The following is a 24,673-nucleotide window of genomic DNA, read 5'->3' as shown; positions in this document are numbered from 1 at the left end:
CCCCGATTACTAGCGTTTAGATGAAAAAGTCCAGGCGGAAATAGATCGGCGCTTCGCGCTCGGTCAGCGCGTCCGGTCGTTCCAGGGAATGCGCGAAAGTCACGCTGGCGGCCACATGCTGACCACGGGCGAACAACTCCAGCGAGTTGCTCGACATGCGTCCGTGCTGATCGCCGTTGTAGCGATCGCCGCGAATTACGCCCTGGTCGTAACCGAGGCTGGTGCCGTATTCGGCGAACACCGGTTGCAGCCATTCGGCCGTCACCGGGCGGCTCCAGCGCAGGTCGTTGCGCCAGTAGCCACCACTGTCGCCGGACAGCGATTGATCCTTGTAGCCGCGGATCGACGCCGAGCCGCCGAGGCTGGTGCGCTGTGGGCTGAACAGCACGTCTTCGCTGCGCTGGCCGGTCATCAGGCTGCTGAAGCTGAAGGACTCACCGAGCATTTTGAACGGCTGCAAATAGCTCAGGGTTGCGGTGTATTTGCGATAGCGTGCGTCCGGTTCGCCGGGGCCGGGATCGTGACTGCCCTGCGCATCGAAAGCACCAATGCCCTCCTGCACGCCAGCATCGAAGTTGACGAACGCGCTGCCGACACGACGGCCGTGGTTGAAGCCGAATTGCGCTTCGCTGATGCGATTGCTGCTCAGTTTGAGTTTGCTGTCTTCGATGAAGTTGTTGCTGCGCAGGTACGAAAGTCCCGCACTGAGGGAGGTCTTGCTGACCGCGTCGCGATGGATCACGCGCTCGGCGCGCAACTGATGGTTTTCGCTGTCACCGGTCTGCTTGAAGTTGTAGCCGTTGGCGGCGATCTGCGAGCGGTACTCGCTCTGGCTGTAGGTGTAACTGAACGTCCACCAGCCCCACGGCAGACTGTAATTGAGCATGGCGTTGTTGGAGGTGTGCTGATGATCGGTCATCGCATCGTGACCGCCGCGCAGGCTCAGTTGGTCAGCCAGACCCAGCGGGCTGTCCCAGTCGAACGACGTGCCCCACTGCTGCTCGCCGGTGCTGCGTTGGCCATCGTTGCTGCGCGACAGGCCGGCGCGCCATGGCTTCTGCGGCGTGTTGGTCACGCGCACCTCGCTGCCGCCGACATTCTGCCCCGGCGCCAGCTCCATTTTGGCCTGGTTGGACGGCAGGCGATTGAGCTGATCGACCATCTGCTCGATCTCGCGCAGGTTGACCAGTTCACCGCTTTTGCCGGGAAAGGCCATGGCCAGTTCGCGATCCGAGAGCCGGCTGTTTTCTGCGCCCTTCATGCCTTCGAGCTTGCCTTCGACCACCAGCACTTTCAGGTGCCCGGCGGACAGATCCTGTTGCGGCAGATAAGCGCGGCTGGTGACCAGACCTTTTTCGATGTAGTGATCGGTGATGACTTTGAGCAGCTCGTTGAGCTGCGGCACGCCGAGGCATTCGCCGATATAAGGCTTGAGCAGACGCGTCTTCTCGCGCTCCGAGAGGCTGTCGGCGCCCTTGAGCTCGATGTCCTTGATGGTGAAGCAGCGAGTGTCGACGGGGGATGTCGGCTGTACGGGTTTGGCGTCTTTGCCGGGCAGATCCTTGAGTTCTTCGAGGCGCCGCTGCTGCTCTTCGAGCAAACGGTTCTGACGTTCGCGGATCAGGTCGGTTTCACCGGGAGTGGGCGCGGCCCAGGCAGATTCAAGCGGAGAAAGGCAGAGCAGCGCCAGGCACAACCGCGCCGTGAAGGCGGGTGAAAACATGTTCGATCCCTCGATACAAAAAGCGACATCAAAATAGTGGCGCGATATTAGATGGCCATCATTTTGACGTCAAACTTATGTTTGATCCGCTCATCAGGATTTGCCGCGCTTTCATACGGGTGAAACCAGCACCTGCGTACAAGTGGTGGGCGCGTTTTGCGCGGATAGTGGCCGTTGCCCATTCGGCATCTATTCTTGCCACACACGATCACAAGGAGTTTGCATGAGCACCTTCAAAACCCAAGACGGCACCGAGATCTATTACAAGGACTGGGGCAGCGGCAAGCCCGTGCTGTTCAGCCACGGCTGGCCGCTGGATGCCGACATGTGGGAATACCAGATGGAATACCTGAGCAGTCGCGGCTACCGCACCATCGCCTTCGACCGCCGTGGTTTTGGTCGCTCCGATCAACCATGGACCGGTTATGACTACGACACATTCGCCGATGACATCGCCGGTTTGATCAACCATCTGGACTTGCACGACGTAACCCTGGTCGGCTTCTCCATGGGTGGCGGCGACGTCAGCCGCTACATCGCCCGCCACGGCAGCGAGCGCGTTGCCGGCCTGGTATTGCTCGGTGCGGTCACGCCGCTGTTCGGCAAGAAAGCCGACTTCGCCGACGGCGTCGACAAATCGGTGTTCGACGGCATCAAGGCCGGCCTGCTGAAGGATCGTGCGCAATTCATCGCTGATTTCAACGCGCCGTTCTACGGCACCAATCAGGGCCAGAAAGTCTCTGACGGCGTGCTCACGCAAACCCTGAACATCGCGCTGCTGGCATCGCTCAAGGGCACCGTCGACTGCGTGACCGCGTTCTCGGAAACCGACTTCCGCCCGGACATGGCCAAGATCGATGTGCCGACTCTGGTGATCCATGGCGACGGCGACCAGATCGTGCCATTCGAAACCACCGGCAAGCAGGCGGCCGCGCAAATCAAAGGCGCCGAGTTGAAGGTCTACGCAGGCGCGCCGCACGGGTTCGCCGTGACACATGCACAGGCGTTGAATGAGGATCTGCTGGCGTTCCTCAACCGGTAATCCCGCCCGGCAAAAGCCGCAGTCAGATGCTGATGAACCAAGGCCCGCGCGATGCGGGCCTTGTGTTTTGCGCCATGGTATTTTTTCTGCGTCCACTACCCGGAAAAGGAAATCCCATGCTGCGAATACTCGGCAAAGCCTCATCGATCAACGTGCGTAAAGTGCTGTGGACCTGTGCCGAACTGGACATCCCGTTCGAGCGCGAAGACTGGGGTTCGGGCTTCAAGTCGCCGAACACACCGGAGTTTCTCGCGCTCAATCCCTGCGCCATGGTGCCGGTGATCCAGGACGGCGATTTCACTCTCTGGGAATCCAACACCATCATTCGTTATCTGGCGACGCGTTACGGCGGCGCTCACTTGTATCCGGCCGAGCCCATCGCCCGCGCGCGGGTCGATCAGTGGATCGACTGGCAGGCCTCGGAGCTGAATCGCTCTTGGTCGTACCCGCTGATGGCGCTGGTGCGCAAGTCGCCGGATTATCAGGACGGCGATGCCCTGGCCGCCGGCTGCCGGGACTGGATGCGCAACATGCAAACCCTCGACCGCCAACTGGAGAAGACTGGCGCTTACGTCAGTGGCGAGCAGTTTTCCCTGGCGGACATTCCGATCGGGCTGTCGGTCAATCGCTGGTTCGAAACGCCGCTCGATCACGGGGACCTGGCTGCGGTGCGCGCCTATTACGATCGCTTGAATCAGCGCGACGGTTATCGTTTGTACGGGCGCAATGGCACGCCATAAAGATGCGCTCGATCAGGCTTGCTCACGCACCACGCCCCGCTCTTCAAGCAAACGCACGAACATGCTCAGACTGCGCGACACCGTGCCCCGGCGCCACACCAGCCATGTAGTCAGATAGCGGAAGTCCGCGGTCAGCGGCCAGACGCTGACCGTCGCGCTGCCGGGCATGCTCTGCAGCATTTTGCGCGGCATCAGCGCCAGGCCGGCACCGGCGCTGACGCAGGCGAGCATGCCGTGGTAGGACTCCATTTCGAAGATCTTGCCGGGTACGGCAGCGTCGGTGCTGAACCATTTTTCAAAATGGTGACGGTAGGAACAGTTGGAACGGAAGGCGTAGATATTCTCGCCATTCACGTCCGCCGCACGTTCGACCGGTGAATGATGGAGCGGCGCGATGATGACCATTTCCTCCTCGAACGCCGGCACACCTTCCAGGGCCGGATGCAGCACCGGGCCGTCGACAAATGCGGCGGCGAGACGCCCGGAGAGCACACCATCGATCATCGTCCCCGATGGCCCGGTTGAAAGATCGAGGTCGACCTTTGGGTGCTGCTGGTTGTACGCCGCCAGCAGTTCGGGAATACGCACTGCTGCGGTACTTTCCAGCGAACCCAAGGGGAACGCGCCCTGGGGTTCCTCACCCGCCACAGTGGCTCGAGCTTCCTGCACCAGATCGAGAATACGCCGCGTGTATTCGAGAAAACTCCACCCGGCCGGCGACAGGCGCAGACGGCTTTTCTCGCGGATAAACAGATCGACGCCGAGATCCTGCTCCAGCTGTTTGATCCGCGTGGTCAGGTTCGACGGCACGCGATGAATCTGCGTGGCGGCGGCGCTGATGCTGCCGTGCTCGGCCACGGCCTTGAAGATTTCCAGTTGCACCAGATCCACAGTCATTCTCCGATCGTGAAAGAAACGATCTCTATTATTCAGTTTCCAGAAAACTAACGCCACCCTACTCTAGGCCCATCCGACGAACCTACAGGACAACGTCATGAGCCAGATTTCCAGCCAGACCCACGCCATCTCGATCAACCCGGCCACCGGCGAGCAGATCGGGCATTACGCTTTTGAATCCGCCGCTGCCCTTGATGCGGCACTGACTCGCGCTGCCTTTGCTTTTGGCAAGTGGAAGCGCAAGCCGCTGCAGGATCGTTCGCGCCTTTTGACCGCCCTCGCCGGCGCGCTGCGTGAAACCTCAGAAGCGATGGCAACCATGATCACCCAGGAAATGGGCAAGCCGATCGCCCAGGCCCGTGGCGAAATCGAGAAATGCGCCAAGCTCTGCGAGTGGTACGCGGAACACGGCCCGGCCATGCTCGACGCCGAAGCCACTCAGGTTGAAGGCGGCAAGGCGCGTATCGAATACCGTCCGCTGGGGCCGATTCTGGCGGTGATGCCGTGGAATTTCCCGATCTGGCAAGTGCTGCGCGGCGCGGTGCCGACGTTGATCGCTGGCAACACTTACGTGCTCAAGCATGCGCCGAACGTGATGGGCAGCGCTTATCTGCTGCGCGATGCGTTCGTCCGCGCCGGTTTTCCCGATGGCGTGTTTGAAGTGATCAACGTCACCCCGGAAGGCGTTTCCAGCGCCATCGCCGATTCGCGCATCGCCGCTGTGACCCTGACTGGCAGCGTCCGCGCCGGCATGGCCATCGGCGCTCAGGCCGGTGCGGCATTGAAGAAATGCGTGCTGGAACTCGGCGGCTCCGATCCGTTCATCGTGCTCAACGATGCTGATCTGGATGAGGCGGTGCACGCGGCGGTGGTCGGTCGTTATCAGAACTCCGGCCAGGTTTGCGCGGCTGCCAAGCGTCTGATCATCGAACAAGGCGTGGTCGAGGAATTCACCCGCAAGTTCGTTGAAGCGACACGCCAGTTGAAGATGGGCGACCCGCTCAACGCTGACACTTACGTCGGGCCGATGGCGCGCTTCGATCTGCGTGATGAACTTGATCAGCAAGTGCGTGACACGCTGGAGGAAGGCGCGACGCTGCTGCTCGGCGGCAGCAAGGTTGAGGGTTCGGGCAACTACTATGAGCCGACGGTACTGGCCGATGTCACCGACCGCATGACGTCGTTCAAGCAAGAGCTGTTCGGCCCGGTCGCTTCGATCATCACCGCCCGCGATTGCGCACACGCCGTAGCCTTGGCTAACGACAGCGATTTCGGCCTGACCGCGACTATCTACACCGCGAACGTGGCGCTGGCTGAGCAACTGACCAGTGAACTGGAAACCGGTGGCGTGTTCATCAACGGCTACTCGGCGAGCGATCCTCGTGTAACCTTCGGCGGCGTGAAGAAGAGCGGCTTCGGTCGTGAGCTGTCGCACTTTGGCGTACGGGAATTCTGCAACGCGCAGACCGTGTGGCTGGATCGTAAATAAGCCAGGGCTGTAAACCTGTGGGAGCGAGCCTGCTCGCGAAAGCGGTGTGTCAAGCGATGAAAATGCCGAATGCATCGGCGCTATCGCTGGCAAGCCAGCTCCCACAAATACTGCGGTGGGAACTGATACAGCAAACACCATAGAACCCTGTGGGAGCTGGCTTGCCAGCGATGGCGGTGCATCAGCCAGCATTTATACCGGCTGATTCACCGCTTTCGTGAGCAAGCTCACTCCCACAAGTCCACGCAATTTATAGATATTTCAGCCAGCTGATGTCCCGCCGCCGCGCTTTCAATGCAGAAAACCAGCGCACTGCCGGGAACAGCATCACCGCAAGAACCACCGCCGCCAGCCACACCGCCGTCACCGTCGAAAAGCCGAAATAGCTGCCCTGATTCAGGCCAAACAGCGCCACGCCAATCAGGTACAACACCTTCAACACGTACAAGTGCAGCAGATAGAAAAACATCGGCGCCGAGCCGAACACGGTCAGCCAGCCAATCCAGCGGCGACTCTGCACGCGCTCAAAGGCGAGCAACAGCAACAGCCCTACGCTCACAGTCAGCGCGATGAACAGCAGCGACGGCGGGTATTTGGTGATGTTGAAAAAGCTCATCAGTGTCTGCACCAGCGAATCGCTGATCGCCCACGGTTTTTCGCCGTAGCCGTTGAACAAGCGCAGCGCCACAAAGCCCAGCAATCCACCGACCCCGGCAATCAGCAAACGACGCTGACGCACCGCCGCGTCCATGCTGCGAGCAAACCACGGCCCCAGCACATAGCCCAGGCCGATTACACCAATCCACGGCAGCAGCGGGTACGAGGTGCGCAGGCGCAGGGTTTCGCTGATCTCGATCCAGCCTCGATCATGCAGAATCGCCCAAGGCACATGCAGCGCCGACTCGACCGGGAAATGCACCGCGTCGAGCAGGTTGTGCCCGGCGATGATCGCCACGCTCAGCGTCAGCAGCAGCGCACGTGGCAACCAGACCAGTAATGCCAGCGCGATCATGCTCAGGCCGATCGCCCAGATCACTTGCAGGTAAATCACGCTCGGCGGCAACTGGAAGGTCCAGGCGAAGTTGACCAAAGTGAATTCCAGCGCCACGAGGAACAATCCGCGCTTGAACAGAAACGCGCTGACATCGGCTTTGCCGGCGTATTTTTCGCCGTAGAGCCATGCCGACAGGCCGGTCAGCAAGACAAATACCGGCGCACACAAATGCGCCAATGTGCGGCTGAAAAACAGCGCCGGCTCGGTGCTGGCGATGTCCATCGGATCGGAGACCTGTCGGTGCAACAGGAAGGTTTCGCGTACGTGATCGAGCAGCATGAACAGGATCACCAGGCCTCTGAGCGCATCAATGGACAGCAGCCGGCCAGTCGTCAATGGGGCAGAACGGGGAAGTACAGGGGGCATGGGTCTTTCGCAATCGAGAGGAATAACACCGGACAGCCACAACGCCGCCCGCAAATTTTGCGTTACCTTATAACATCAAAAAAACAAAACCCAAACATCCACCATCGAGGTTGCCCCTCAGCGCCAGCCTTCTATAGTGAACAGGTCTGCCCTGTCCTTGAGCGCTGTCCATGGTCAACACCGCACACCTGATCATCTGCGAGCACTGTGATTGCGTGTACGAGAAAGTCGTGCTCGCCAAACACCAGAAAACCCTGTGCGTGCGCTGCGGTGGCGTGCTGCAGCGCTTCAATGGCCTGACCATCGAGCAGCGTCTGGCCCTGACGTTCACGGCCGCGATGCTGTGGCTGTTCGCCAATTTCTATCCGGTGATGAGCATCAGCCTCAAAGGCATGAAAAACAGCGCAACCCTTTGGGATTCGGTGCTTGCTCTGAGTCAGGGGCCGATTACGTTCATTGCAATGGTCGCGGCGATTGCGATCATCATCGCCCCGGCATTTCAGTTGGTGTTGTTGATCTGGGTGTTGAGTTTTGCCCTCGGCCTGAGGCGGGCACCGGGGTTCAATCTGTGCATGCGCTGGCTGGAAACCCTGCGCCCGTGGAGCATGCTTGAGGTGTGTCTGCTGGGGGCGATGGTCGCGGTGTTCAAACTCGCCGGCCTGCTCGATGTGCTGCCGGGGATCGGCCTGTTCGCCCTGGCGGTGCTGAGCCTGATGATGATCCGCATTGCCGGCCGTGACATCCGCGAACTCTGGGACATTTTATGAAGCGTCCACCGACCGCCAGTGAACTCAATTTATGCCTGTGCCACAGCTGTGGCCTGGCCTGCGACATGACCGACGAGCCACACGAATGCCCACGCTGTGATGCGCCTTTGCATCGGCGCAAGACCAATTCGCTGGCGCGAACCTGGGCGTACATGCTCGCCGCCCTCGCGTTTTATATCCCGGCCAATCTGCTGCCGGTGATGAATACGGTGATGCTCGGCAACGGCGCCGACAGCACGATCATGAGTGGTGTGCTGGAGTTCTGGGAGGCCGGAGCGTGGGACATTGCCCTGATCATTTTCATCGCCAGCATCGCGGTCCCGGGGGTCAAATTCGTCGCCCTGACCTTGCTGCTGGTCACCGTGCAGCGCAACAGCGATTGGGCGCGCAGGGAGCGTTCGAAGCTGTACCGATTCGTCGAACTGATCGGCTACTGGTCGATGCTCGATGTGCTGGTGGTCGCGCTGGTCGCGGCGCTGGTGAAGTTCCAGGCGCTGGGCGATATCGAGCCACGACCGGGCATCCTGTTCTTCGGCCTGGTCGTGGTGTTCACCATGCTCGCGGCGATGAGTTTCGACCCGCGCCTGATCTGGGACAGGGACACCAGCGACACGGTCAGCGACGCAGCGTCTGGAGCAGCACCTGCAACGGATGGCGCAGCGCCTGATCCGACTGGCGCTTGACCTGGCTGCGGCAGGAGTAGCCGGTCGCCAACGCCTCGCCCTGCTCCGCCGGAGCCTGCACCTGACGCGCCCACGATTGCTCGTAAATGACGGCTGAGGTCTGGCGATTTCGTGCTTCGTGGCCGTAGGTACCGGACATGCCGCAGCAACCGGTAGCCTGCGTGGCCAGCTTCAGACCGGCACGTTCGAAGACCTGTTCCCACTGGCGGGTCGCGGCCGGCGCGTTGGTTTTCTCCGTGCAATGGGCGAGCAGACGGAACGCTTTGGGCTGAGCCTCAGGCGCCTGCTCCGGCATGACCTTGAGTAACCATTCCTGAACCAGCGCTACTTCTGGGCACTCATTCAGGCCCGGTACTTTCAGGTATTCCTGGCGATAGACCAGAGTCATCGCCGGATCCAGCCCCAGCAGCGGCACGCCGGTCTGCGCCAGCGCCTGCAACTGCTCAGCGTTACGCAACGCCGCGCGATTGAACGCCGAGAGAAAGCCCTGCACATGCAGCGGTTTACCGTTGGCGCTGAACGGCGCGAGATAGACCTGATAACCCAGGCGCGAAATCAGCTCGACCAGATCAGCCAGCAGCGGCGCTTCGAAGTAGCGGGTGAAGGCATCCTGCACGATCACCACGCTGCGTTCGCGTTGCTCTGAGGTCAGTGCCGACAGCTTTGCAACCGTTGCTGGCTGCACCTGCCAACGGCGCATCGCCGCTTGGAAATCGAAACGGCTGAGCAACGGCACATCGACCATGCCACCGATCCGCGACAGCGCACTGCGCACCCAGCCCGCGCCCATCAAGCCGTTGTACAGCGCCGGAATACGCGCCATGTACGGAATGGTGTATTCCAGCGAGGCAATCAGGTAATCCCGGGCCGGACGCAGATAACGACTGTGATACAGCTCGAGAAAACGCGAGCGGAATTCCGGCACGTTGACCTTCACCGGGCACTGCCCCGCGCAGGATTTGCAGGCCAGACAACCGGCCATGGCGTCATACACTTCATGAGAGAAGTCTGCCGACGGATCGCGACTGTTGCGCCAGCGCTGCCACAGCGTGCTGAAAAACGCCGGTTTACGGATTGCGTCCGAGAGCACATCGACGCCCGCCTCGCCCTGCAACCGCAGCCATTCGCGAATCAGCGAAGCGCGGCCCTTGGGCGATTGCGCGCGTTCGCGGGTGGCTTTCCACGACGGGCACATGGCGTCATCAGGATCGAAGTTGTAGCAGGCGCCGTTGCCATTGCAATGCATGGCCGCGCCGTAGCTTTGCCAGACTTTTTCGTCGATCTGCCGATCCAGCTCGCCGCGCAGGGTCACTTCGTCGATCTTCAGCAGTGCTGCGCCGCTGTTGGCCGGCGTAGCGATTTTGCCCGGGTTGAACTGGTTGAATGGGTCGAACGCGGCTTTCAAGGCTTGCAGCGCCGGGTACAACTCGCCGAAGAATGCCGGCGCGTACTCCGAACGCAGGCCCTTGCCATGCTCGCCCCAGAGCAGGCCGCCGTAGCGCTGAGTCAACGCCGCTACGCCATCGGACACCGGGCGTACCAGCGCCGCTTGCTGCGGGTCTTTCATGTCGAGGATCGGCCGCACATGCAGTACGCCGGCGTCGACATGGCCGAACATGCCGTACTGCAAACTGTGGCTGTCGAGCAGGTCGCGCAGTTCGGCGATGTATTCGGCCAAATGCTGCGGCGGCACGGCGGTGTCTTCAACGAACGGCTGCGGGCGGGCTTCACCGGCGACGTTGCCGAGCAGGCCCACCGCCCGTTTGCGCATGCCATAGACCTTGTTCACCGCTGCCTGACCAACCGCCAGCGTATGGCCCAGGCGCTCCACGGTGCGGTCGTTTTGCAGATGTTCGAGGAACGCTTCGACGCGGCGTTGCAGATCTTCGGGATCGTCACCGCAGAACTCGACCAGATTGATGCCCAGAGTCGGCCGCTCAGCGTTTTCCGGAAAATATTCGGCAACGCCGTGCCAAACGATGTCCTGCATCGCCAGCAGCAAGACCTTGGAGTCGACGGTTTCAATCGACAACGGCTTGAGCGCCATCAACGCCCGCGCATCACGCAAGGCATCCATGAACCCGGCGTAGCGGATGTTGACCAGCATCGTGTGCTTGGGAATCGGCAATACGTTCAACCGCGCTTCGACGACGAAGCCCAGCGAGCCCTCAGCGCCACACAGCACGCTGTTGAGGTTGAAGCGCTGGTCGGCCTCACGCAGATGCGCCAGGTCATAACCGGTCAGGCAGCGGTTGAGATCGGGAAAGCGTGCCTTGATCAGCTCGCCCTGTTCATCAATGATCTGCCGCGCACAACGATAGACTTCGCCGACGCGATCATCGCGGGCGCACTGCGCTGCAAGCTCATCCTCGGCCAGCGGCAGACCGCGCAAACGCTCGCCGCCGCGCAGGATCATTTCAAGTTCCAGCACATGGTCGCGGGTCTTACCGTAGGTGCAACTGCCCTGGCCGCTGGCGTCGGTGTTGATCATGCCACCGACCGTGGCGCGGTTCGAGGTCGACAGTTCCGGAGCAAAAAACAGCCCGGCGGACTTCAGCGCGGCGTTGAGCTGGTCCTTGACCACACCGGCCTGCACGCGCACCCAGCGCTGTTCAACGTTGATTTCCAGAATGCGATTCATGTGCCGTGACAGGTCGACGACGATGCCGTCCGTCAGCGATTGACCGTTGGTGCCGGTGCCACCGCCTCGCGGGGTGATCACCACTTTTTCGTACGCCGGTTCGGCAATCAGCCGCGCCACCCGTGCAACGTCTTCGGCGTCCAGCGGAAACACCGCCGCTTGCGGCAGGCGCTGATAGATCGAGTTGTCGGTCGCAAGCACCACGCGGCTGGCGTAATCAGCGCTGATTTCCCCGCGAAAGCCGCTGTCTTTCAGGGCGGCGAGGAATTGTTGGTAATCGCCGGTCAGGGCTTTGGCAGGCGACAGCTGGGCAATCATCGGTCGGGGCATCTCGGTCAAATCGGGCTGTGTGGCGGTGAACAGTTGTGCGCAAGGAATGATTGCGTCAGGCTCCGCCATCTGATTGCGCCAATGTTCATTGCTGGCCAGCCATGGAACAAGCGTAATTTCGACCCGCTATCGATGAGTTTTACGAATGAATCCGCGCACCCTCACACCGTCCATGTCGCTGCTGTTGGCTTTCGAGGCCGCCGCTCGCCACGAGAGCTACACCCGCGCCGCCCTTGAACTGTCACTGACGCAGAGCGCGGTCAGCCGCCAGGTGCAGATTCTCGAGAAGATGCTCGGCATGCGCCTGTTCAGCCGCGAAGGCCGGCAGGTGGTGCTGACGGATGTCGGGCGCATGTATCAGCGCGAGCTCAGCGAAGCCCTCGGACAGATTCGCAGCGCAACCTTGCAGGCGATGGCGTTTGGTTCGGGCATCCATAGCCTGCGTCTGGCGACGCTGCCGACCTTCGGTTCGAAATGGCTGCTGCCACGGCTGAAGGATTTCTACACGGCGCACCCGGGCATGACCGTGCACCTGCATTCGCGGATCGAAACCATCGATTTCGACACCAGCGAAATCGACGCCGCCATCTGTGTCGGCGGCGGTGAGTGGCCAGGCCTGACCGCCCTGCCCCTGCACACCGAAGAACTGGTGGCGATTGCCAGCGCGCAGCTGTCGGCGACTGAACGCGACGAGGCCGAGCGACACATGGCCGGGCAGTTGCTGCTAAACGTCAGCAGCAATGCCCAGGCGTGGGCGGAATGGTTCAGCCATCATCAACTGCCGCATCGCAGCATGCGAATCGGGCCAAGCTTCGAAATGACCTCGCACTTGATTCAGGCAGTACGCGCCAATATCGGCGTCGGCCTGGTGCCGCGGATTCTGGTCGAAGACGAATTGCTCAAGGGCGAATTGCTGCAACTGGGCGAGCCGATTACCAGCCGACGCAGCTATTACCTGGTGTATCCGCCGCGCAATGAGAATCTGCCTTCGTTGAAGGCGTTCAGGGATTGGCTGGTTCATACGCTCTGACTCGTGGGCTTGCCCGCGATGGGGCCAGTCGCAACGACCTTAAAACCTCGGCTTGACCGCCCGCCAATCCGCCTTGTACCGCTGCATCTGCCGCACATCATCCCTCTGGCGAATCCCGCACGTCAGGTACTGATCATGCAGCTTGGCCAGTTGCTCATGGTCCAGTTCCAGCCCCAACCCCGGCGCACGGGTGATCTTCACGCAGCCATCGACAATCGGCAGCTTGCCGCCCTTGATCACTTCCTCGTCCGGCTCCTGCCACGGGTAGTGGGTGTCGCAGGCGTAATCCAGATTCGGCACTGCCGCCGCAACGTGCGCCATGGCCATCAGGCTGATGCCCAGGTGCGAATTGGAATGCATCGACACGCCGAGGCCGAACACGTCGCACATTTTCGCCAGTGTCTGCGTATCCCGCAGGCCACCCCAGTAATGGTGGTCGGCGAGGACGATCTGCACACTGTTGAGCGCAACGCTGCGGCGGAACTCGTCGAAATCAGTGACGACCATATTGGTCGCCAGGGGCAGACCGGTGCGCTTGTGCAGTTCGGCCATGCCTTCAAGGCCCGGGGTCGGATCTTCGTAATACTGCAGGTCATCGCCGAGCAGTTCGGCCATGCGAATCGCCGTCTCCAGCGACCAGTTGCCGTTCGGGTCGATGCGCAGCGGCAATCCCGGAAAGGCTTTTTTCAATGCCTTGATGCAAGCCACTTCATGCTCCGGCGGCAAGGTGCCGGCCTTGAGCTTGATGCTCTTGAATCCGTACGCTTCGATCATCCGCGCTGCCTGCGCGACGATCTGCTGCTCGCTCAGCGCCTCGCCCCAGTTGTCCGGTTTGTAGGGCGAGTCGATATGTTCGGCGTATTTGAAGAACAGGTAAGCGCTGAACGGCACTTCATCGCGGATCGCCCCGCCGAGCAGGTCCACCAGCGGCACGTTCAGGTAGTGCGCCTGCAAATCAAGAAACGCTACTTCGAATGCCGAGTAGGCATTGCTCACCGCTTTGCTGGCGTGGGAACCGGGGGCCAGTTCGGCGCCAGCGACGCTGGCGGGTTTATTCGCCGCCACGGTGGCCTGCACGATCGCGCGCAATTGATTGAGGTTGAACGGATCGAGGCCGATCAACTGGCTCTGCAATTGTTGCTGGATCGCCAGCGCCGGGGCATCGCCGTAGCTTTCGCCGAGGCCGATGTAGCCGTTGTCACTTTCAATCTCGATGATCGAGCGCAGGGCAAAGGGTTCGTGGATGCCACTGGCGTTGAGCAGTGGCGGATCGCGGAAGGCAATCGGGGTGACGCTGACACGGGTGATTTTCAAGATAACGCTCCTGACAGATCAACAATCGATTCAGTGGCTCGCAGCCGGACGAGCCGGCGCCACAGCGGCGGCTTCGTCACTTGGCTTTGCCGGGGTTTTACCTTTGGCGCCAGGCGCCGTGCGGGCGAAGAAGATCACCACGGCGGCGATCAGCGATGTCGCCGCCAGGCCATACAGGCCGCCCTCGATGGAGCCGGTGGTTTGTTCGAGAATGCCGAACGCGGTCGGCGCGACGAAGCCGCCAAGGTTGCCGATGGAGTTGATCAGCGCGATCACCGCCGCAGCGATGCGCGCGTCCAGATAGCTTTGCGGAATCGGCCAGAACAGCGCCGACGCTGCTTTGAAACCGATAGCGGCGAAGCAGATGGCGACGAAGGCAAACACCGGCCCGCCAGTGGTCGACATGAACATGCCGACCGCCGCGATCACCAGGGTCAGCGCGACCCAGGCCTGCTGGAATTTCCATTTGCCGGCCATCGCTGCGAAGCCATACATGGCGACAATCGAAATGATCCACGGAATGGAGTTGAGCAGCCCGACCTGGAAATCCCCGAGGTTGCCCATCTTCTTGATCATGCTCGGCAGCCAGAACGTCGCGCCATAAATGGTCAGGGCAATGGAGAAATAGATGAAGCAGAACAGCGCGATCTGTCGGTCAGCCAACAGCTTGAACATCGACGGCTTGGCGACTTGTACCGCTTCGCGAGCGCGCTGCTCCTCGGCAATCGCCGCGACCAGTGCGTCTCGCTCTTCCTCGCTCAGCCACTTGGCTTGGCGCGGGTGCGATTGCAGCCAGAACCAGACGAAAGCACACAGCACCACCGACGCTGCGCCTTCGATGAGAAACATCCACTGCCAGCCGTGCATGCCCAATCCGCTGATATGCAACAGCGCACCGGACACCGGGCCGGAAATCACCGAGGCAATCGCTGAGCCGCTGAGAAACACCGCCATGGTTTTGCCGCGCTCGGACGCCGGCAGCCACTGGGTGAAGTAGTAAATGATCCCCGGGAAGAACCCGGCCTCAGCCGCACCGAGGATAAAGCGCAGCACGTAGAAACTGGTTTCACCTTGAACGAAGGCCATGGCCATGGCTGCGGCACCCCAGGTGAACATGATCCGCGTCAGCCAGACCCGTGCGCCGTAGCGCTGCAGCAGCATGTTGGACGGCACTTCGAACAGTGCGTAACCGATGAAAAACAGCCCGGCGCCAAGTCCGTACGCCGCTGCGCCGATACCCAGATCGGTTTCCAGATGGCTGCGCACGAAACCGATATTCACCCGGTCGATGTAATTGACGATGAACATCACCACGAACAGCGGCAGGACGTGGCGTTTGACCTTGGCGGCGGCGCGGGCGAGCACCGTGATGTCCGGCGGACTCTGGAGGGTTTTCAAGGGGCAACTCCCGATCTTGTTTTTTTAGGGATGACTTGAAGCGATGAGCCGATCATGGACGTCGCGCATTGATCCCGTCTAATCTAAACAGGCATTCGATTGATACCCGGATTAGATCAATGTTCGAGCTCACCCAACTGCGCTGTTTCACCACGGTCGCCACCGAACTCAACTTTCGCCGCGCCGCCGAGCGCCTGAACATGACCCAGCCGCCGCTGAGTCGGCAGATTCAGCTGCTGGAGCATCACCTTGGCGTCGAATTGTTTACCCGCAGCACCCGAAGCGTTGCGCTGACGGCGGCGGGCCGGGCGTTTTTCGTTGAAGCGCAGAATCTGCTGGAACGCGCCCAGCAAGCAGCGATCACCGCACGCCGGTTTGCCGAGGGCGACATTGGCTCGGTGAACATCGCGTTTGTCGGCAGCGCGGTGTATGAGTTTCTGCCCAAGGTGATCGCCGAAGCGCGACTTAAGCAGCCCCAGGTGAAAATCGATCTGGCAGAGATGAACACCTATCAACAGCACGAGGCGTTGCGAGCTCGCCGTATCGACCTGGGCATTGCCCGAGCGCCATTGCAGGAACCGGGCTATGCCACCGAATGCCTGGTGCGCGAACCATTTGTGCTGGCAGTGCCGAGCGGGCATCGGTTGGCCAATGCAGCTGAGGTATCAGTGGCTGATCTGGATAAACAACCGTTCCTGATGTACTCCCATGAAGCCTATCCGCCGTTCAACGAACTGTTGACCGGCACGCTGCGCTCAGCGCGGGTGGCGCCGGATTACGTGCAGTGGCTGGGCTCGTCGCTGACCATTCTGGCGCTGGTCAACGCTGGCATGGGTCTGGCGCTGGTACCACGTTGCGCGACCAGCGTGGTGTTCAGGAATGTGGTGTTTCGCGAGATCGATCTGGGCGAAGGGGTGCAGAGCGAGCTGCATCTGATCTGGCGTGAGAACAATGACAACCCGGCGTTCGCAATGTTGCTGGAGGCGATTCGCCGGGCGGTGGTGCAGGGTTGGGGCTGAAAATTATTGTGGCAACCTGTATTTGAGCGGAGGCGGAGCGCTCGGGGCTTTGATCAACGGCTCCTCCAGCGGCTTGCCGTCAGGCCCAGTGAACAGGCGTTCGTATTGCTTTGGCATTGGTCGCGGTGCTCTTGCAGTCGTCATGATGAACCCTCTGATACCGGGCTGAATTCAACCCACTTAACTTGCGCGGAATCTATCAGCAAAATTTCGGCACCAAAAGGCGTCGACTTGCCATCGTCATTAACCCAACGTGGATTCTGCATCACGAATTGCCCACAACTGGATTCGGACGGCCACTCGACAGGCCAGCCAAACACGCGCCTCTCGTCATGTAAATGCAGGGTTATGAACCGGTCGAACTGGGCGAAAGCGCAGAACCATTCACTGGGGAAAGAAGATTGTTTCGTGACGTTTCGCTTACGTAACCAGCCGTGCAATTTGTCATTCGTAGCCAGGTAACAGGCAAACAAACCCAGCATCAGCGAAAACACAAATGCCCAGAGCGTTTGCGCCCGATCATCCCAGCTTCCTAATGAAAAACCCTTCGAGCCAACCCACAAACAGAGGTTGCCCACCGCCAACACCGCGCCCTGAATCACAAAAGTAAATATCAGCGCCTGCACGATCTGGCCGAACGTATCCGGTCGCTTGAATGCCGTAAGTGAATAGAAGATCCAGGTCGATAGAAAACCCGGGATGAGATACTGCAACAGCGGAATGATGTCCTTGACCAGATCATCCATGATCCGAGACTCCTTTCAGTCATGCCGATCCCGTCACGGGCCGACATTCAAAGCCTAGTCAAGGATCCTGCTGCGCCTCGCGGGCAACTGTCACAGCTCATTGCGAGCGTTTGGCTGGAGTCTTCATCCAATGAAAAAAGGCAGACATCGAACTTCGGTGTCTGCCTTTTTTGAGATCCGGGCGCCCGGTTACAGGCAGTCACGCACCGATTGGCGCAGCGATCCGGACTTGGCCCAAGGCGGCCCCTGATAGAGGGACACTTTGCTGCCGTCCTTGTATTTGACGATATCGAGAATCTCATCCGCCGTGATAATGCTCGGCGCGGTAATCCGGTAGCCGTTGGAAATCGACGTCTGCGAAGTCTTGGCCACGTCCTTCTGCCACAGCGGTAACAAACACGCGGCATATTCCTTGGGAGGCTTGTCACTGGTCTTGCTGAGGTTTGGCTCGCCCGGCACCAACGATGCTGGTAACGAGCAACCCGTCAACAGGGCCAGTGCCAAAGTGCCGATCCATACGCGCATGCTGTTTACCTGTTCCGAAAAAACGTGAATGTACCGTTTAACTGCGTGCACATCCATCGTGGCACCCCGCCGTTACCGGGGTTTGGACAATTTTTTACATCGGTTCAGCCGGGCGTCAGATGGCCTGGCCCCAGGTGGAAAAATGCGACTACTCTTTTCTACCGAGAATGTTCTGGAGGTGATCATGCGGCTCAATGAATACGAACACGAACTTCAACGGGATTTGCAAAGCGTGGCGTCGGACCTGAGGTGGTCGGCGGTCGACCTCAAGCGCATTGCCGAACAATTGCGCAAATCAGGTAACGAGGCAGACGCCCAGACTGTGTTGCGGTCTTGCACAATCCTGCAAAACGACGAGGAGAGATTGCAGATCTATGCCAGGGAGGTAAAAGCCCGGACCATCAGCCGAATCAAGGTGCACTGACTCCTGATCCAAACAAGAAGCCCCGGTCGAAACCGGGGCTCTTTCGTTATAACGCGTCAATTCACGTTCTGGCTTTGCACCCGCTTGGCGCGTTGCTTGTAACCAGGAAGCGCCGCCGCATAGGCCATCGCTTCCTCCCTGCTGGTGAATGACGCCAACCGGTCGCCCTGAGTGCAAACCCGCCATGGGCCGTTGTTCACGCTAAGCACGTCATAACCGTTCATGTGCAGCTTGTTCAGCATTGGAATGCTCATGAGCACCTCCATTTCGTCAACGGTGTTTTCGGTGTACGGGCTTACCTTACACCCGCTCCCCGCTGCGGTGTAAACCGGATTCGCCCTGGCACATGTCAATTCACTGGCACTTTTTGCTACGCAAATGGCTCCGAATCAAGAGGGAACCTTTAAATCCGCTTGCGGCTCGAATATTGCAGATTGATTACAGATTTATGACACGCATCAACAGGGCAATCATGAAAGTACGCGCCACCGTCATTTGCGAGCAGGATCGCCATATCCTCCTGGTACGCAAACCCCGCCATCACTGGTCATTACCCGGCGGCAAGGTCGAACCCGGGGAAACCCGTGCGGCGGCAGCCGTGCGCGAGTTGCAGGAGGAAACCGGGCTCAATGCGGAGGACGTCCTGTACCTGATGGATTTTCAGGCGGGCAGTACGCGGCATCATGTGTACGAGGCTTCGGTGGTCAACCTCGACGATGTGCGCCCGCAGAACGAAATCGTCGATTGCATCTGGTACCCGCTCGATGCCGTGCGCAATCTTGAAACCAATGACGCGACACGGCGCATCGTGCAGGCCTTTCAGCGCCGTTTATGACAATCAGCCGGCGAACGCCCGGCGACCGGCGCTGATTTCCGTTCGCAACTCACCGATGAAATTGGAAATATCGCGAATCGTCACCAGATGCTCGGGAGAAACGCCGTCAAGCAACAACTCGACACGCCCACTGCCCGGCTCATACACCTTGATCCGCAACAGACCTTGCCCGGTCGGTGTGCAATCACACTTGAACGTGGGGAAGCCTGACTCGACGATCCGGCAAATATCGGCAATGGCAAGCATGGACGGGCGCCTCGCAGGCGGAGAATCGATCCATCGAGCATAGACCCACGGTGTGTTTACTGCCCGCTCGAGAATGCCAAGCCGATCACAACTCACTCATGCCATTCAATGCGCGTCGTGATCCCAGATCCAGTTCCACATTCCGGGCAGATTCACCGGCTCAGCGCTTTGCTGAACCGTACGCGCCAACGCAGCTTTTTCCAGTGCGGCCTGATTGTCGTAGAACGGCTTGTCCGCCAGTCTGACCCCGGTCGCCGCCGCGCTATCGAGCAGAATCTGCAGATATTCGCGAGTGTGGCGCGCAGTGTAGCGATTGAGGTCATGGAACGTCACCACGACCGGAATAACGCCATCCACCGTCGGCAATTGACCCACGGCGATACGCTCGCGCACTTCCGATAACTGCCGCAGCATGTTCGCCCGACGCCGAGGGCTGGCGTTGAAGCCCCAGATCTTGCCGTCGTTGGCACTCATGTCCGTGAGCAAGACATGCAAGCCGTGTTTTTGATAGGCCGCAAATGTGCGCTTGTCGTAGTTCCAGAACGGCGGGCGCAACAGCTTGGGCTGCACCCCGGTGATAGCGGCGATGTCAGCGCTGCCATCGGTCAGCGATTGCTCCAGTTCTTGCGGATCAAGCGAACGATGGTTGGTGTGCCAGTGAGTCGCAGTGTGGAAAGCGAGAATATGTCCCTCGGCGTGTTCACGCCGCATCAGGCTGCGACCGATCTCGCTATTGCCTGCCCTGGGTGCTCGGGTCTGCACGAAAAACACGGCTTTGATATTTGCCTGCAGCGGATTGCTTTTGAGGCTGTCGAGCACCGTCGCCGTTGGATTCCACAACCCTGAAGCACTTGGGCCATCATCGAACGTCAGCAAAAAACGTACGGGGGCCTGGGCCATCAGGCGCGTTTCGGTTTGCGTGGTCATTTCAATCGGCGCGGCGATGCAACCGGCCAGACCGAGCGCGATGAGCGCAACACAAAGAAGTTTGCATCCGGATGTCATGTCTTGCCCTGAGGCCGAGGCCGTCGTGTTGTCGAATGGCAAAACTCCATCGCCTTTGTCCATCCATGCGCGGCTATCCGCGAGCGCAGGTTGGATAAGGTACACAGGGTTTGGTTCCGGTGCTGGTTTCAGTGCGTCATCGGCCGGCACATTGGCAGGTCCGACTAGACTCAAATTTCCTCAAGGAGATTTCAGCCATGTGCGGAAGACTCACGCAGTACCGTGGGATTCACGATTTCGTTGCGGTGCTGAGCATCCCCGATGCGTTGATCAATCACGTTGGCGATGCGCCGCTCAATCGCTACAACGCAGCGCCCACCACTACGCTGGCGGTTCTGCACCAGCACGAACAGGCCATTCATGCCGATAATTTGCGTTGGGGCTGGCGGCCGCATTGGGCCAAGGATCGTGCCCCGCCTATCAACGCTCGGGTAGAGAAAGTCGCCCACGGCGCGTTCTTCCGGGCGATCTGGCGGCAGCGGCTGATCGTTCCGGTCGACAATTGGTTTGAGTGGGTTGATAGCGGGGAAAAATCCCGACAGCCCTGGTTGATCCGTCGGGCGGATCAGGCTCCGGTCTTCTGTGCCGGTATCGGCCAGTTTCCGGCACCGGGGGTTGCGCCGAGGGAGGACGACGGGTTCGTCATCATCACCGCTGACAGCCTGGGCGGCCTGCTCGATATTCACGACCGCCGCCCGGTGGTCTTCGATTCGGCGCGAGCTCGGGAATGGCTTGATCCGGCTACGCCAGTGGAGCGCGCCGAGCAGATGCTGCTGTTTGAAGGCGAGCCCAGTGATGCCTTCGAATGGTACAAAGTCGGCAAAGCGGTCGGCAATACGCGTAATCAAGGTGCGCAATTGATAGAACGAGTCGACTAAATAATCCGTCCATCCTTGCGTTAATCAAGCAACGCCGCCACTGAGTCCCCTGCGTTACAAAAAGTGTTTCAACCGCGATACAACGCCCGTAAAACAGCCGTTTGAGCGAATCAACCGCCTGTCAGACATTTCGACAGTCATACATACATTTTCCCGCGCTGCGGATAGCATGCGCGCCGCCTTTCCGATTGGTATACCAGTTGACCAAAGAGTCAAAGAAATCAGGAATCCATCAACAACTTTCAAGCCTTGCAGAGAAATAAGTGAGCGACGATTTTGCAATCAAACAGGTCAGCGGCCTGAAGTGTGTCCATCTGTCCAAGACAGAACGCCTGGAACTCGACTGTTTTATCGGCCATTACATCAAGACCCGAAACCTGCACAGCGTGCCCGATATCGAACGCACCCTGCGCAGCACCCTCGAGGGTTATCCCGGCCATCCGCCGGTGATGGTCAATGAGCTCAATGCGTGGATCGATCGAACGTTGGGGTATCGCGCGACCTACCCGGATTTCACGCAGTTGGCAGACCTCTGAAACGCGAAGAGCCCCGCTGCTGCGGGGCTCTTCGTATGCGTTGTTCAAGGTTTCAGCGGACGCTCCTGATCGCGGTCCGACAGCTCGCGGCTGTCATCGTGCTTCCAGGTTTTTTCCTGCCTCTTCTGCTGCTCGATTTCTTCTTCTGTTGGCTCATCATCTTCCGCACGCGTTTGCTCAGTTGCCATGTGCACCTCACCTCAGAACAGTTGATGATCGTTAAAGGGTAGAACACTTTTGCGCGCCCGAATTCACCAAGGAATTTTATCCCGCGCGGCGTACCATAGCGCCATCCACCCTTACGTCAGGAAGACGCCATGCTCTACCGAATCGCCGCCGACGGGCTGGTGTTGTTTCACTTGTGTTTCATCTTGTTCGTGCTGTTCGGCGGGCTGCTGGTGCTGCGCTGGCCACGTTTGATGTGGCTGCACTTGCCGGCGGCCGCATGGGGCGTGGCGGTCGAGGTATTGCACCTGACCTGTCCATTGACCTACTGGGAAAACCTCATGCGCCACGCGGCCGGGCAGACCGAATACGCCGGCGGCTTCATTGAGCATTACATCTGGCCGATCATCTACCCGGCCGGTCTGACGCCGCAGATTCAACTGGCCCTCGGCAGCGTGGTGCTGGCGGTCAACCTGTTGGTGTACGCACGACTGCTGCGCTCATGGAAACTGCGCCGGGCCCGGCGCATTCCGTTTTAACGCGAGGCCGGTTTCAACGTTTCCAGCCACTGCGGATCGAAGCGTGGCTGGTCAGAATCAAGTCCCTGCGCCTGCATCCGCGCCTTGTGCTGTTCGACTTCGTCACGCAGTAGTCCATGATCGCTGGAGTTGCCGTCCAGCTCATGCATTTGCAGCAATCCGAGGTGATAGAAACGCAACACCTTCATCGCCGTCGGATCGTTGTTCTGCACCGCCGCTGTCACCTGATGCATGACATTGGTGATGCTCATCAGATTGCGCTTGAGGCGCCAGCTGTACACCGCCGGGGCCATCCAGGTCTGATGCCAGAAACGCCCGCGCAACAGCGCCGCCGTCAGCAGAAACGCCACGAATACGCCGCCGACATTGAAACGCAGGTTATCCCCGTCGGGTTCACCGAACACTGCCACCGCAACCGACGAAAACAGCATGGCCAGCAGCAGAAACAGCACGGCGATGATGATCGTGCTGCGGCGGGTCTGCTGACGAAAGGTAGCGGGGTCCATCGGCTGAATCTCGAACATCGAAAATGACTTCCTTGAGTGACAAAACGCGCAACGGAAAAAACTCGCCAGCGCATTATCGCATCGCACCGGGTTTTAGCTATGCTGGGGCTCCTTTTCATCTTTTCAAAGTCCAACGGGACATGGCGGTATAAGGCAGATCGTGCCATCTTCATTCATGGATACACACTATTCGGATGCCATCCGCTGCGTTGTGGATGACATCGTTTTAAGGATCACTGCATGACCCAACGACACGTAATCAATGCCTCGGTCAGCCCGAAAGGCAGTCTGGAAACCCTTTCTCAACGTGAAGTTCAGCAACTGAGCGAAGCCGGATCCGGCAGCACCTATACCCTCTTCCGCCAGTGCGCCCTGGCCATCCTCAACACCGGCGCGCATGTCGACAATGCCAAGACCATCCTCGAAGCCTACAAGGACTTCGAAATCCGTATTCACCAGCAGGATCGCGGCGTACGCCTGGAGCTGCTGAACGCTCCGGCCGACGCGTTCGTCGACGGCGAGATGATCGCCAGCACCCGCGAAATGCTTTTCAGCGCCCTGCGCGACATCGTCTACACCGAGAACGAACTCGATAGCCAGCGCATCGACCTGAGCAATTCCCAAGGCATCAGCGACTACGTGTTCCATCTGCTGCGCAACGCGCGCACCCTGCGCCCGGGCGTCGAGCCGAAAATCGTGGTGTGCTGGGGCGGCCACTCGATCAACACCGAAGAATACAAATACACCAAGAAAGTCGGCCACGAACTGGGCCTGCGCAGCCTCGACATCTGCACCGGTTGCGGCCCTGGCGTGATGAAAGGCCCGATGAAAGGCGCGACCATTGCCCATGCCAAACAACGCATTCACGGCGGTCGCTACCTCGGCCTGACCGAGCCAGGCATCATCGCCGCCGAGGCGCCGAACCCGATCGTCAATGAGCTGGTGATTCTGCCGGACATCGAAAAGCGTCTGGAAGCCTTCGTCCGTGTCGGCCACGGCATCATCATTTTCCCGGGCGGCGCCGGTACGGCCGAAGAGTTCCTGTACCTGCTCGGCATCCTGATGCACCCGGACAACGCAGGCCTGCCCTTCCCGGTCATCCTCACCGGGCCGAAGCATGCCGCGCCGTATCTGGAACAGCTGGATGCGTTCGTCATCGCGACCCTCGGCGAAGCGGCGAAGCAGCATTACGAGATCATCATCGACGACCCGGCCGAAGTGGCGCGGCAGATGACTCAAGGCCTGAAAGCGGTGAAGCAGTTCCGCCGCGAGCGTAACGATGCGTTCCATTTCAATTGGCTGTTGAAGATCGATGAGGGCTTCCAGCGCCCGTTCGATCCAACCCACGAAAACATGGCCAATCTGAAACTGCATCGCGACCAGCCACCGCATGAACTGGCGGCCAATCTGCGTCGGGCGTTTTCCGGGATCGTCGCCGGTAACGTCAAGGACAAAGGCATTCGCCTGATCGAAGAGCACGGGCCGTATCAGATCCGTGGTGATGCGGCGATCATGCAGCCGCTTGATGCGCTGCTAAAGGCCTTCGTCGCCCAGCACCGGATGAAGTTGCCGGGTGGCGCGGCGTATGTGCCGTGCTATCGCGTCGTCGCGTAATTTCAAGTCGTAACGCACACCCAATGTGGGAGCTGGCTTGCCAGCGATAGCGGTCTTTCATTCAACAGAGACGTTGAATCAGATGACGCTTTTCGCGAGCAAGCTCGCTCCCACAGGATTTATGGTGTGGCGCAAATTGGAGTCACAACCTCAATCCCCCT

General features: G+C 59.8%; 26 protein-coding genes. 13 read left to right on the top strand and 13 right to left on the bottom strand.

The features are described from left to right. Positions 1 to 16 precede the first annotated feature (16 nt). Positions 17 to 1,723 carry a ShlB/FhaC/HecB family hemolysin secretion/activation protein gene (locus ACYSTU_RS14065; RefSeq protein WP_498999406.1) on the bottom strand — a complete coding sequence of 569 codons (1,707 nt, stop codon included), beginning with the start codon at positions 1,721 to 1,723 and terminating at the stop codon, positions 17 to 19. A 223-nt stretch (positions 1,724 to 1,946) separates the two neighbouring features. Here ACYSTU_RS14065 and ACYSTU_RS14060 point away from each other — a divergent pair, with 223 nt between their 5' ends. Both ACYSTU_RS14060 and ACYSTU_RS14055 read left to right on the top strand, forming a co-directional pair. After that, the gene (locus tag ACYSTU_RS14060) at positions 1,947 to 2,765 is read left to right on the top strand and encodes an alpha/beta fold hydrolase (protein ID WP_476309133.1); all 819 of its coding nucleotides are present in this window, start codon (positions 1,947 to 1,949) and stop codon (positions 2,763 to 2,765) included. 116 nt (positions 2,766 to 2,881) lie between these two features. Then, positions 2,882 to 3,505 carry a glutathione S-transferase family protein gene (locus tag ACYSTU_RS14055; protein WP_498999403.1) on the top strand — a complete coding sequence of 208 codons (624 nt, stop codon included), beginning with the start codon at positions 2,882 to 2,884 and terminating at the stop codon, positions 3,503 to 3,505. Positions 3,506 to 3,517: 12 nt separating this feature from the next. Here ACYSTU_RS14055 and ptrR read toward each other — a convergent pair whose 3' ends face one another. Then, complete coding sequence (ptrR, locus tag ACYSTU_RS14050) at positions 3,518 to 4,396, bottom strand: putrescine utilization regulator PtrR (protein ID WP_130887855.1); 879 nt, start codon at positions 4,394 to 4,396, stop codon at positions 3,518 to 3,520. Between the two features lie 103 nt (positions 4,397 to 4,499). On the opposite strand from ptrR, the gene ACYSTU_RS14045 reads away from it, so the two are divergent. After that, positions 4,500 to 5,891, top strand: a complete 1,392-nt coding sequence (locus tag ACYSTU_RS14045) for an aldehyde dehydrogenase family protein (protein ID WP_498999400.1) — start codon at positions 4,500 to 4,502, stop codon at positions 5,889 to 5,891. A 250-nt stretch (positions 5,892 to 6,141) separates the two neighbouring features. Here the strand turns inward: ACYSTU_RS14045 and ACYSTU_RS14040 are convergent, their stop codons facing one another. After that, the gene (locus ACYSTU_RS14040) at positions 6,142 to 7,311 is read right to left on the bottom strand and encodes an acetyltransferase domain-containing protein (protein ID WP_476309125.1); all 1,170 of its coding nucleotides are present in this window, start codon (positions 7,309 to 7,311) and stop codon (positions 6,142 to 6,144) included. A gap of 170 nt (positions 7,312 to 7,481) precedes the next feature. Between ACYSTU_RS14040 and ACYSTU_RS14035 the strand changes: the two genes are divergently transcribed. Next, positions 7,482 to 8,078, top strand: coding sequence for a paraquat-inducible protein A (locus tag ACYSTU_RS14035; RefSeq protein WP_476309122.1), 597 nt, complete (start codon positions 7,482 to 7,484; stop codon positions 8,076 to 8,078). Next, entirely contained in the window at positions 8,075 to 8,761 is a 687-nt protein-coding gene (locus tag ACYSTU_RS14030; protein ID WP_016775061.1) for a paraquat-inducible protein A, read from the top strand. The genes ACYSTU_RS14035 and ACYSTU_RS14030 overlap by 4 nt, the downstream gene beginning before the upstream one ends. Here ACYSTU_RS14030 and ydiJ read toward each other — a convergent pair. Then, positions 8,694 to 11,720: a D-2-hydroxyglutarate dehydrogenase YdiJ gene (gene ydiJ, locus ACYSTU_RS14025; RefSeq protein WP_498999776.1), complete on the bottom strand. Its 3,027-nt coding sequence runs from the start codon at positions 11,718 to 11,720 to the stop codon at positions 8,694 to 8,696. The genes ACYSTU_RS14030 and ydiJ overlap by 68 nt on opposite strands. Positions 11,721 to 11,877: 157 nt before the next feature. Between ydiJ and ACYSTU_RS14020 the strand changes: the two genes are divergently transcribed. Further along, positions 11,878 to 12,762 (top strand): LysR substrate-binding domain-containing protein, encoded by an 885-nt coding sequence (locus ACYSTU_RS14020; protein WP_498999396.1) that lies wholly within the window; start codon positions 11,878 to 11,880, stop codon positions 12,760 to 12,762. A gap of 39 nt (positions 12,763 to 12,801) precedes the next feature. On the opposite strand, the gene ACYSTU_RS14015 is transcribed toward ACYSTU_RS14020, so the two are convergent. After that, positions 12,802 to 14,076 (bottom strand): glucarate dehydratase family protein, encoded by a 1,275-nt coding sequence (locus ACYSTU_RS14015; protein ID WP_122700333.1) that lies wholly within the window; start codon positions 14,074 to 14,076, stop codon positions 12,802 to 12,804. Between the two features lie 30 nt (positions 14,077 to 14,106). Beyond that, a complete protein-coding gene (locus ACYSTU_RS14010) occupies positions 14,107 to 15,474 on the bottom strand; it encodes an MFS transporter (protein ID WP_016775065.1) in 1,368 nt (455 codons plus the stop codon). A gap of 119 nt (positions 15,475 to 15,593) precedes the next feature. Here ACYSTU_RS14010 and ACYSTU_RS14005 point away from each other — a divergent pair, with 119 nt between their 5' ends. Then, the gene (locus ACYSTU_RS14005) at positions 15,594 to 16,493 is read left to right on the top strand and encodes a LysR family transcriptional regulator (protein WP_016775066.1); all 900 of its coding nucleotides are present in this window, start codon (positions 15,594 to 15,596) and stop codon (positions 16,491 to 16,493) included. 140 nt (positions 16,494 to 16,633) lie between these two features. On the opposite strand, the gene ACYSTU_RS14000 is transcribed toward ACYSTU_RS14005, so the two are convergent. Continuing rightward, on the bottom strand, positions 16,634 to 17,239 hold the full coding sequence (locus tag ACYSTU_RS14000; RefSeq protein WP_498999391.1) for a DUF6338 family protein: 606 nt from the start codon (positions 17,237 to 17,239) through the stop codon (positions 16,634 to 16,636). A 189-nt stretch (positions 17,240 to 17,428) separates the two neighbouring features. Continuing rightward, a complete protein-coding gene (locus tag ACYSTU_RS13995) occupies positions 17,429 to 17,764 on the bottom strand; it encodes a hypothetical protein (protein ID WP_024013232.1) in 336 nt (111 codons plus the stop codon). Positions 17,765 to 17,948: 184 nt separating this feature from the next. On the opposite strand from ACYSTU_RS13995, the gene ACYSTU_RS13990 reads away from it, so the two are divergent. Beyond that, positions 17,949 to 18,188: a hypothetical protein gene (locus ACYSTU_RS13990; protein WP_038862200.1), complete on the top strand. Its 240-nt coding sequence runs from the start codon at positions 17,949 to 17,951 to the stop codon at positions 18,186 to 18,188. Positions 18,189 to 18,244: 56 nt separating this feature from the next. Here the strand turns inward: ACYSTU_RS13990 and ACYSTU_RS13985 are convergent, their stop codons facing one another. Beyond that, positions 18,245 to 18,442: a hypothetical protein gene (locus tag ACYSTU_RS13985; RefSeq protein WP_016775071.1), complete on the bottom strand. Its 198-nt coding sequence runs from the start codon at positions 18,440 to 18,442 to the stop codon at positions 18,245 to 18,247. 218 nt (positions 18,443 to 18,660) lie between these two features. Between ACYSTU_RS13985 and ACYSTU_RS13980 the strand changes: the two genes are divergently transcribed. After that, complete coding sequence (locus ACYSTU_RS13980) at positions 18,661 to 19,023, top strand: NUDIX hydrolase (RefSeq protein WP_498999773.1); 363 nt, start codon at positions 18,661 to 18,663, stop codon at positions 19,021 to 19,023. A gap of 3 nt (positions 19,024 to 19,026) precedes the next feature. Here ACYSTU_RS13980 and ACYSTU_RS13975 read toward each other — a convergent pair whose 3' ends face one another. Further along, positions 19,027 to 19,269: a DUF1652 domain-containing protein gene (locus ACYSTU_RS13975; RefSeq protein ID WP_016775073.1), complete on the bottom strand. Its 243-nt coding sequence runs from the start codon at positions 19,267 to 19,269 to the stop codon at positions 19,027 to 19,029. A 105-nt stretch (positions 19,270 to 19,374) separates the two neighbouring features. Continuing rightward, positions 19,375 to 20,274 carry a polysaccharide deacetylase family protein gene (locus tag ACYSTU_RS13970; protein WP_498999386.1) on the bottom strand — a complete coding sequence of 300 codons (900 nt, stop codon included), beginning with the start codon at positions 20,272 to 20,274 and terminating at the stop codon, positions 19,375 to 19,377. Between the two features lie 197 nt (positions 20,275 to 20,471). Between ACYSTU_RS13970 and ACYSTU_RS13965 the strand changes: the two genes are divergently transcribed. Further along, the gene (locus tag ACYSTU_RS13965; protein ID WP_498999384.1) at positions 20,472 to 21,152 is read left to right on the top strand and encodes an SOS response-associated peptidase; all 681 of its coding nucleotides are present in this window, start codon (positions 20,472 to 20,474) and stop codon (positions 21,150 to 21,152) included. Between the two features lie 263 nt (positions 21,153 to 21,415). Continuing rightward, positions 21,416 to 21,688 (top strand): hypothetical protein, encoded by a 273-nt coding sequence (locus tag ACYSTU_RS13960; RefSeq protein WP_016775076.1) that lies wholly within the window; start codon positions 21,416 to 21,418, stop codon positions 21,686 to 21,688. 44 nt (positions 21,689 to 21,732) lie between these two features. On the opposite strand, the gene ACYSTU_RS13955 is transcribed toward ACYSTU_RS13960, so the two are convergent. Further along, a complete protein-coding gene (locus ACYSTU_RS13955) occupies positions 21,733 to 21,876 on the bottom strand; it encodes a hypothetical protein (RefSeq protein WP_164488351.1) in 144 nt (47 codons plus the stop codon). 129 nt (positions 21,877 to 22,005) lie between these two features. On the opposite strand from ACYSTU_RS13955, the gene ACYSTU_RS13950 reads away from it, so the two are divergent. Beyond that, positions 22,006 to 22,392, top strand: a complete 387-nt coding sequence (locus tag ACYSTU_RS13950; protein WP_041480792.1) for a DUF2784 domain-containing protein — start codon at positions 22,006 to 22,008, stop codon at positions 22,390 to 22,392. Here the strand turns inward: ACYSTU_RS13950 and ACYSTU_RS13945 are convergent. Further along, positions 22,389 to 22,916, bottom strand: a complete 528-nt coding sequence (locus tag ACYSTU_RS13945) for a DUF3087 domain-containing protein (protein ID WP_498999378.1) — start codon at positions 22,914 to 22,916, stop codon at positions 22,389 to 22,391. The genes ACYSTU_RS13950 and ACYSTU_RS13945 overlap by 4 nt on opposite strands. A gap of 222 nt (positions 22,917 to 23,138) precedes the next feature. Between ACYSTU_RS13945 and ppnN the strand changes: the two genes are divergently transcribed. Continuing rightward, a complete protein-coding gene (ppnN, locus tag ACYSTU_RS13940) occupies positions 23,139 to 24,512 on the top strand; it encodes a nucleotide 5'-monophosphate nucleosidase PpnN (protein WP_073471165.1) in 1,374 nt (457 codons plus the stop codon). Positions 24,513 to 24,673 lie beyond the last annotated feature (161 nt).

This window comes from Pseudomonas glycinis, assembly GCF_054871425.1.
The sequence above is the reverse complement of the archived record's forward strand: the minus strand, read 5'-3'. Positions and strand labels throughout refer to the sequence as shown.

What these genes read in the sequence shown, in the direction of transcription:
- ACYSTU_RS13985 (WP_016775071.1), bottom strand. Translation starts at nt 18,442, where the DNA reads ATGAGCATTCCAATGCTGAACAAGCTGCACATGAACGGTTATGACGTG.
- ACYSTU_RS14035 (WP_476309122.1), top strand. Translation starts at nt 7,482, where the DNA reads ATGGTCAACACCGCACACCTGATCATCTGCGAGCACTGTGATTGCGTG.
- ACYSTU_RS14040 (WP_476309125.1), bottom strand. Translation starts at nt 7,311, where the DNA reads ATGCCCCCTGTACTTCCCCGTTCTGCCCCATTGACGACTGGCCGGCTG.
- ACYSTU_RS14060 (WP_476309133.1), top strand. Translation starts at nt 1,947, where the DNA reads ATGAGCACCTTCAAAACCCAAGACGGCACCGAGATCTATTACAAGGAC.
- ACYSTU_RS14055 (WP_498999403.1), top strand. Translation starts at nt 2,882, where the DNA reads ATGCTGCGAATACTCGGCAAAGCCTCATCGATCAACGTGCGTAAAGTG.
- ACYSTU_RS13970 (WP_498999386.1), bottom strand. Translation starts at nt 20,274, where the DNA reads ATGACATCCGGATGCAAACTTCTTTGTGTTGCGCTCATCGCGCTCGGT.
- ACYSTU_RS13945 (WP_498999378.1), bottom strand. Translation starts at nt 22,916, where the DNA reads ATGTTCGAGATTCAGCCGATGGACCCCGCTACCTTTCGTCAGCAGACC.
- ACYSTU_RS13980 (WP_498999773.1), top strand. Translation starts at nt 18,661, where the DNA reads ATGAAAGTACGCGCCACCGTCATTTGCGAGCAGGATCGCCATATCCTC.
- ppnN (WP_073471165.1), top strand. Translation starts at nt 23,139, where the DNA reads ATGACCCAACGACACGTAATCAATGCCTCGGTCAGCCCGAAAGGCAGT.
- ACYSTU_RS14020 (WP_498999396.1), top strand. Translation starts at nt 11,878, where the DNA reads ATGAATCCGCGCACCCTCACACCGTCCATGTCGCTGCTGTTGGCTTTC.
- ACYSTU_RS13950 (WP_041480792.1), top strand. Translation starts at nt 22,006, where the DNA reads ATGCTCTACCGAATCGCCGCCGACGGGCTGGTGTTGTTTCACTTGTGT.
- ACYSTU_RS13995 (WP_024013232.1), bottom strand. Translation starts at nt 17,764, where the DNA reads ATGCGCGTATGGATCGGCACTTTGGCACTGGCCCTGTTGACGGGTTGC.
- ACYSTU_RS14000 (WP_498999391.1), bottom strand. Translation starts at nt 17,239, where the DNA reads ATGGATGATCTGGTCAAGGACATCATTCCGCTGTTGCAGTATCTCATC.
- ACYSTU_RS13955 (WP_164488351.1), bottom strand. Translation starts at nt 21,876, where the DNA reads ATGGCAACTGAGCAAACGCGTGCGGAAGATGATGAGCCAACAGAAGAA.
- ACYSTU_RS13990 (WP_038862200.1), top strand. Translation starts at nt 17,949, where the DNA reads ATGCGGCTCAATGAATACGAACACGAACTTCAACGGGATTTGCAAAGC.
- ACYSTU_RS13975 (WP_016775073.1), bottom strand. Translation starts at nt 19,269, where the DNA reads ATGCTTGCCATTGCCGATATTTGCCGGATCGTCGAGTCAGGCTTCCCC.
- ACYSTU_RS13965 (WP_498999384.1), top strand. Translation starts at nt 20,472, where the DNA reads ATGTGCGGAAGACTCACGCAGTACCGTGGGATTCACGATTTCGTTGCG.
- ydiJ (WP_498999776.1), bottom strand. Translation starts at nt 11,720, where the DNA reads ATGATTGCCCAGCTGTCGCCTGCCAAAGCCCTGACCGGCGATTACCAA.
- ACYSTU_RS14045 (WP_498999400.1), top strand. Translation starts at nt 4,500, where the DNA reads ATGAGCCAGATTTCCAGCCAGACCCACGCCATCTCGATCAACCCGGCC.
- ACYSTU_RS14030 (WP_016775061.1), top strand. Translation starts at nt 8,075, where the DNA reads ATGAAGCGTCCACCGACCGCCAGTGAACTCAATTTATGCCTGTGCCAC.
- ACYSTU_RS14005 (WP_016775066.1), top strand. Translation starts at nt 15,594, where the DNA reads ATGTTCGAGCTCACCCAACTGCGCTGTTTCACCACGGTCGCCACCGAA.
- ACYSTU_RS14065 (WP_498999406.1), bottom strand. Translation starts at nt 1,723, where the DNA reads ATGTTTTCACCCGCCTTCACGGCGCGGTTGTGCCTGGCGCTGCTCTGC.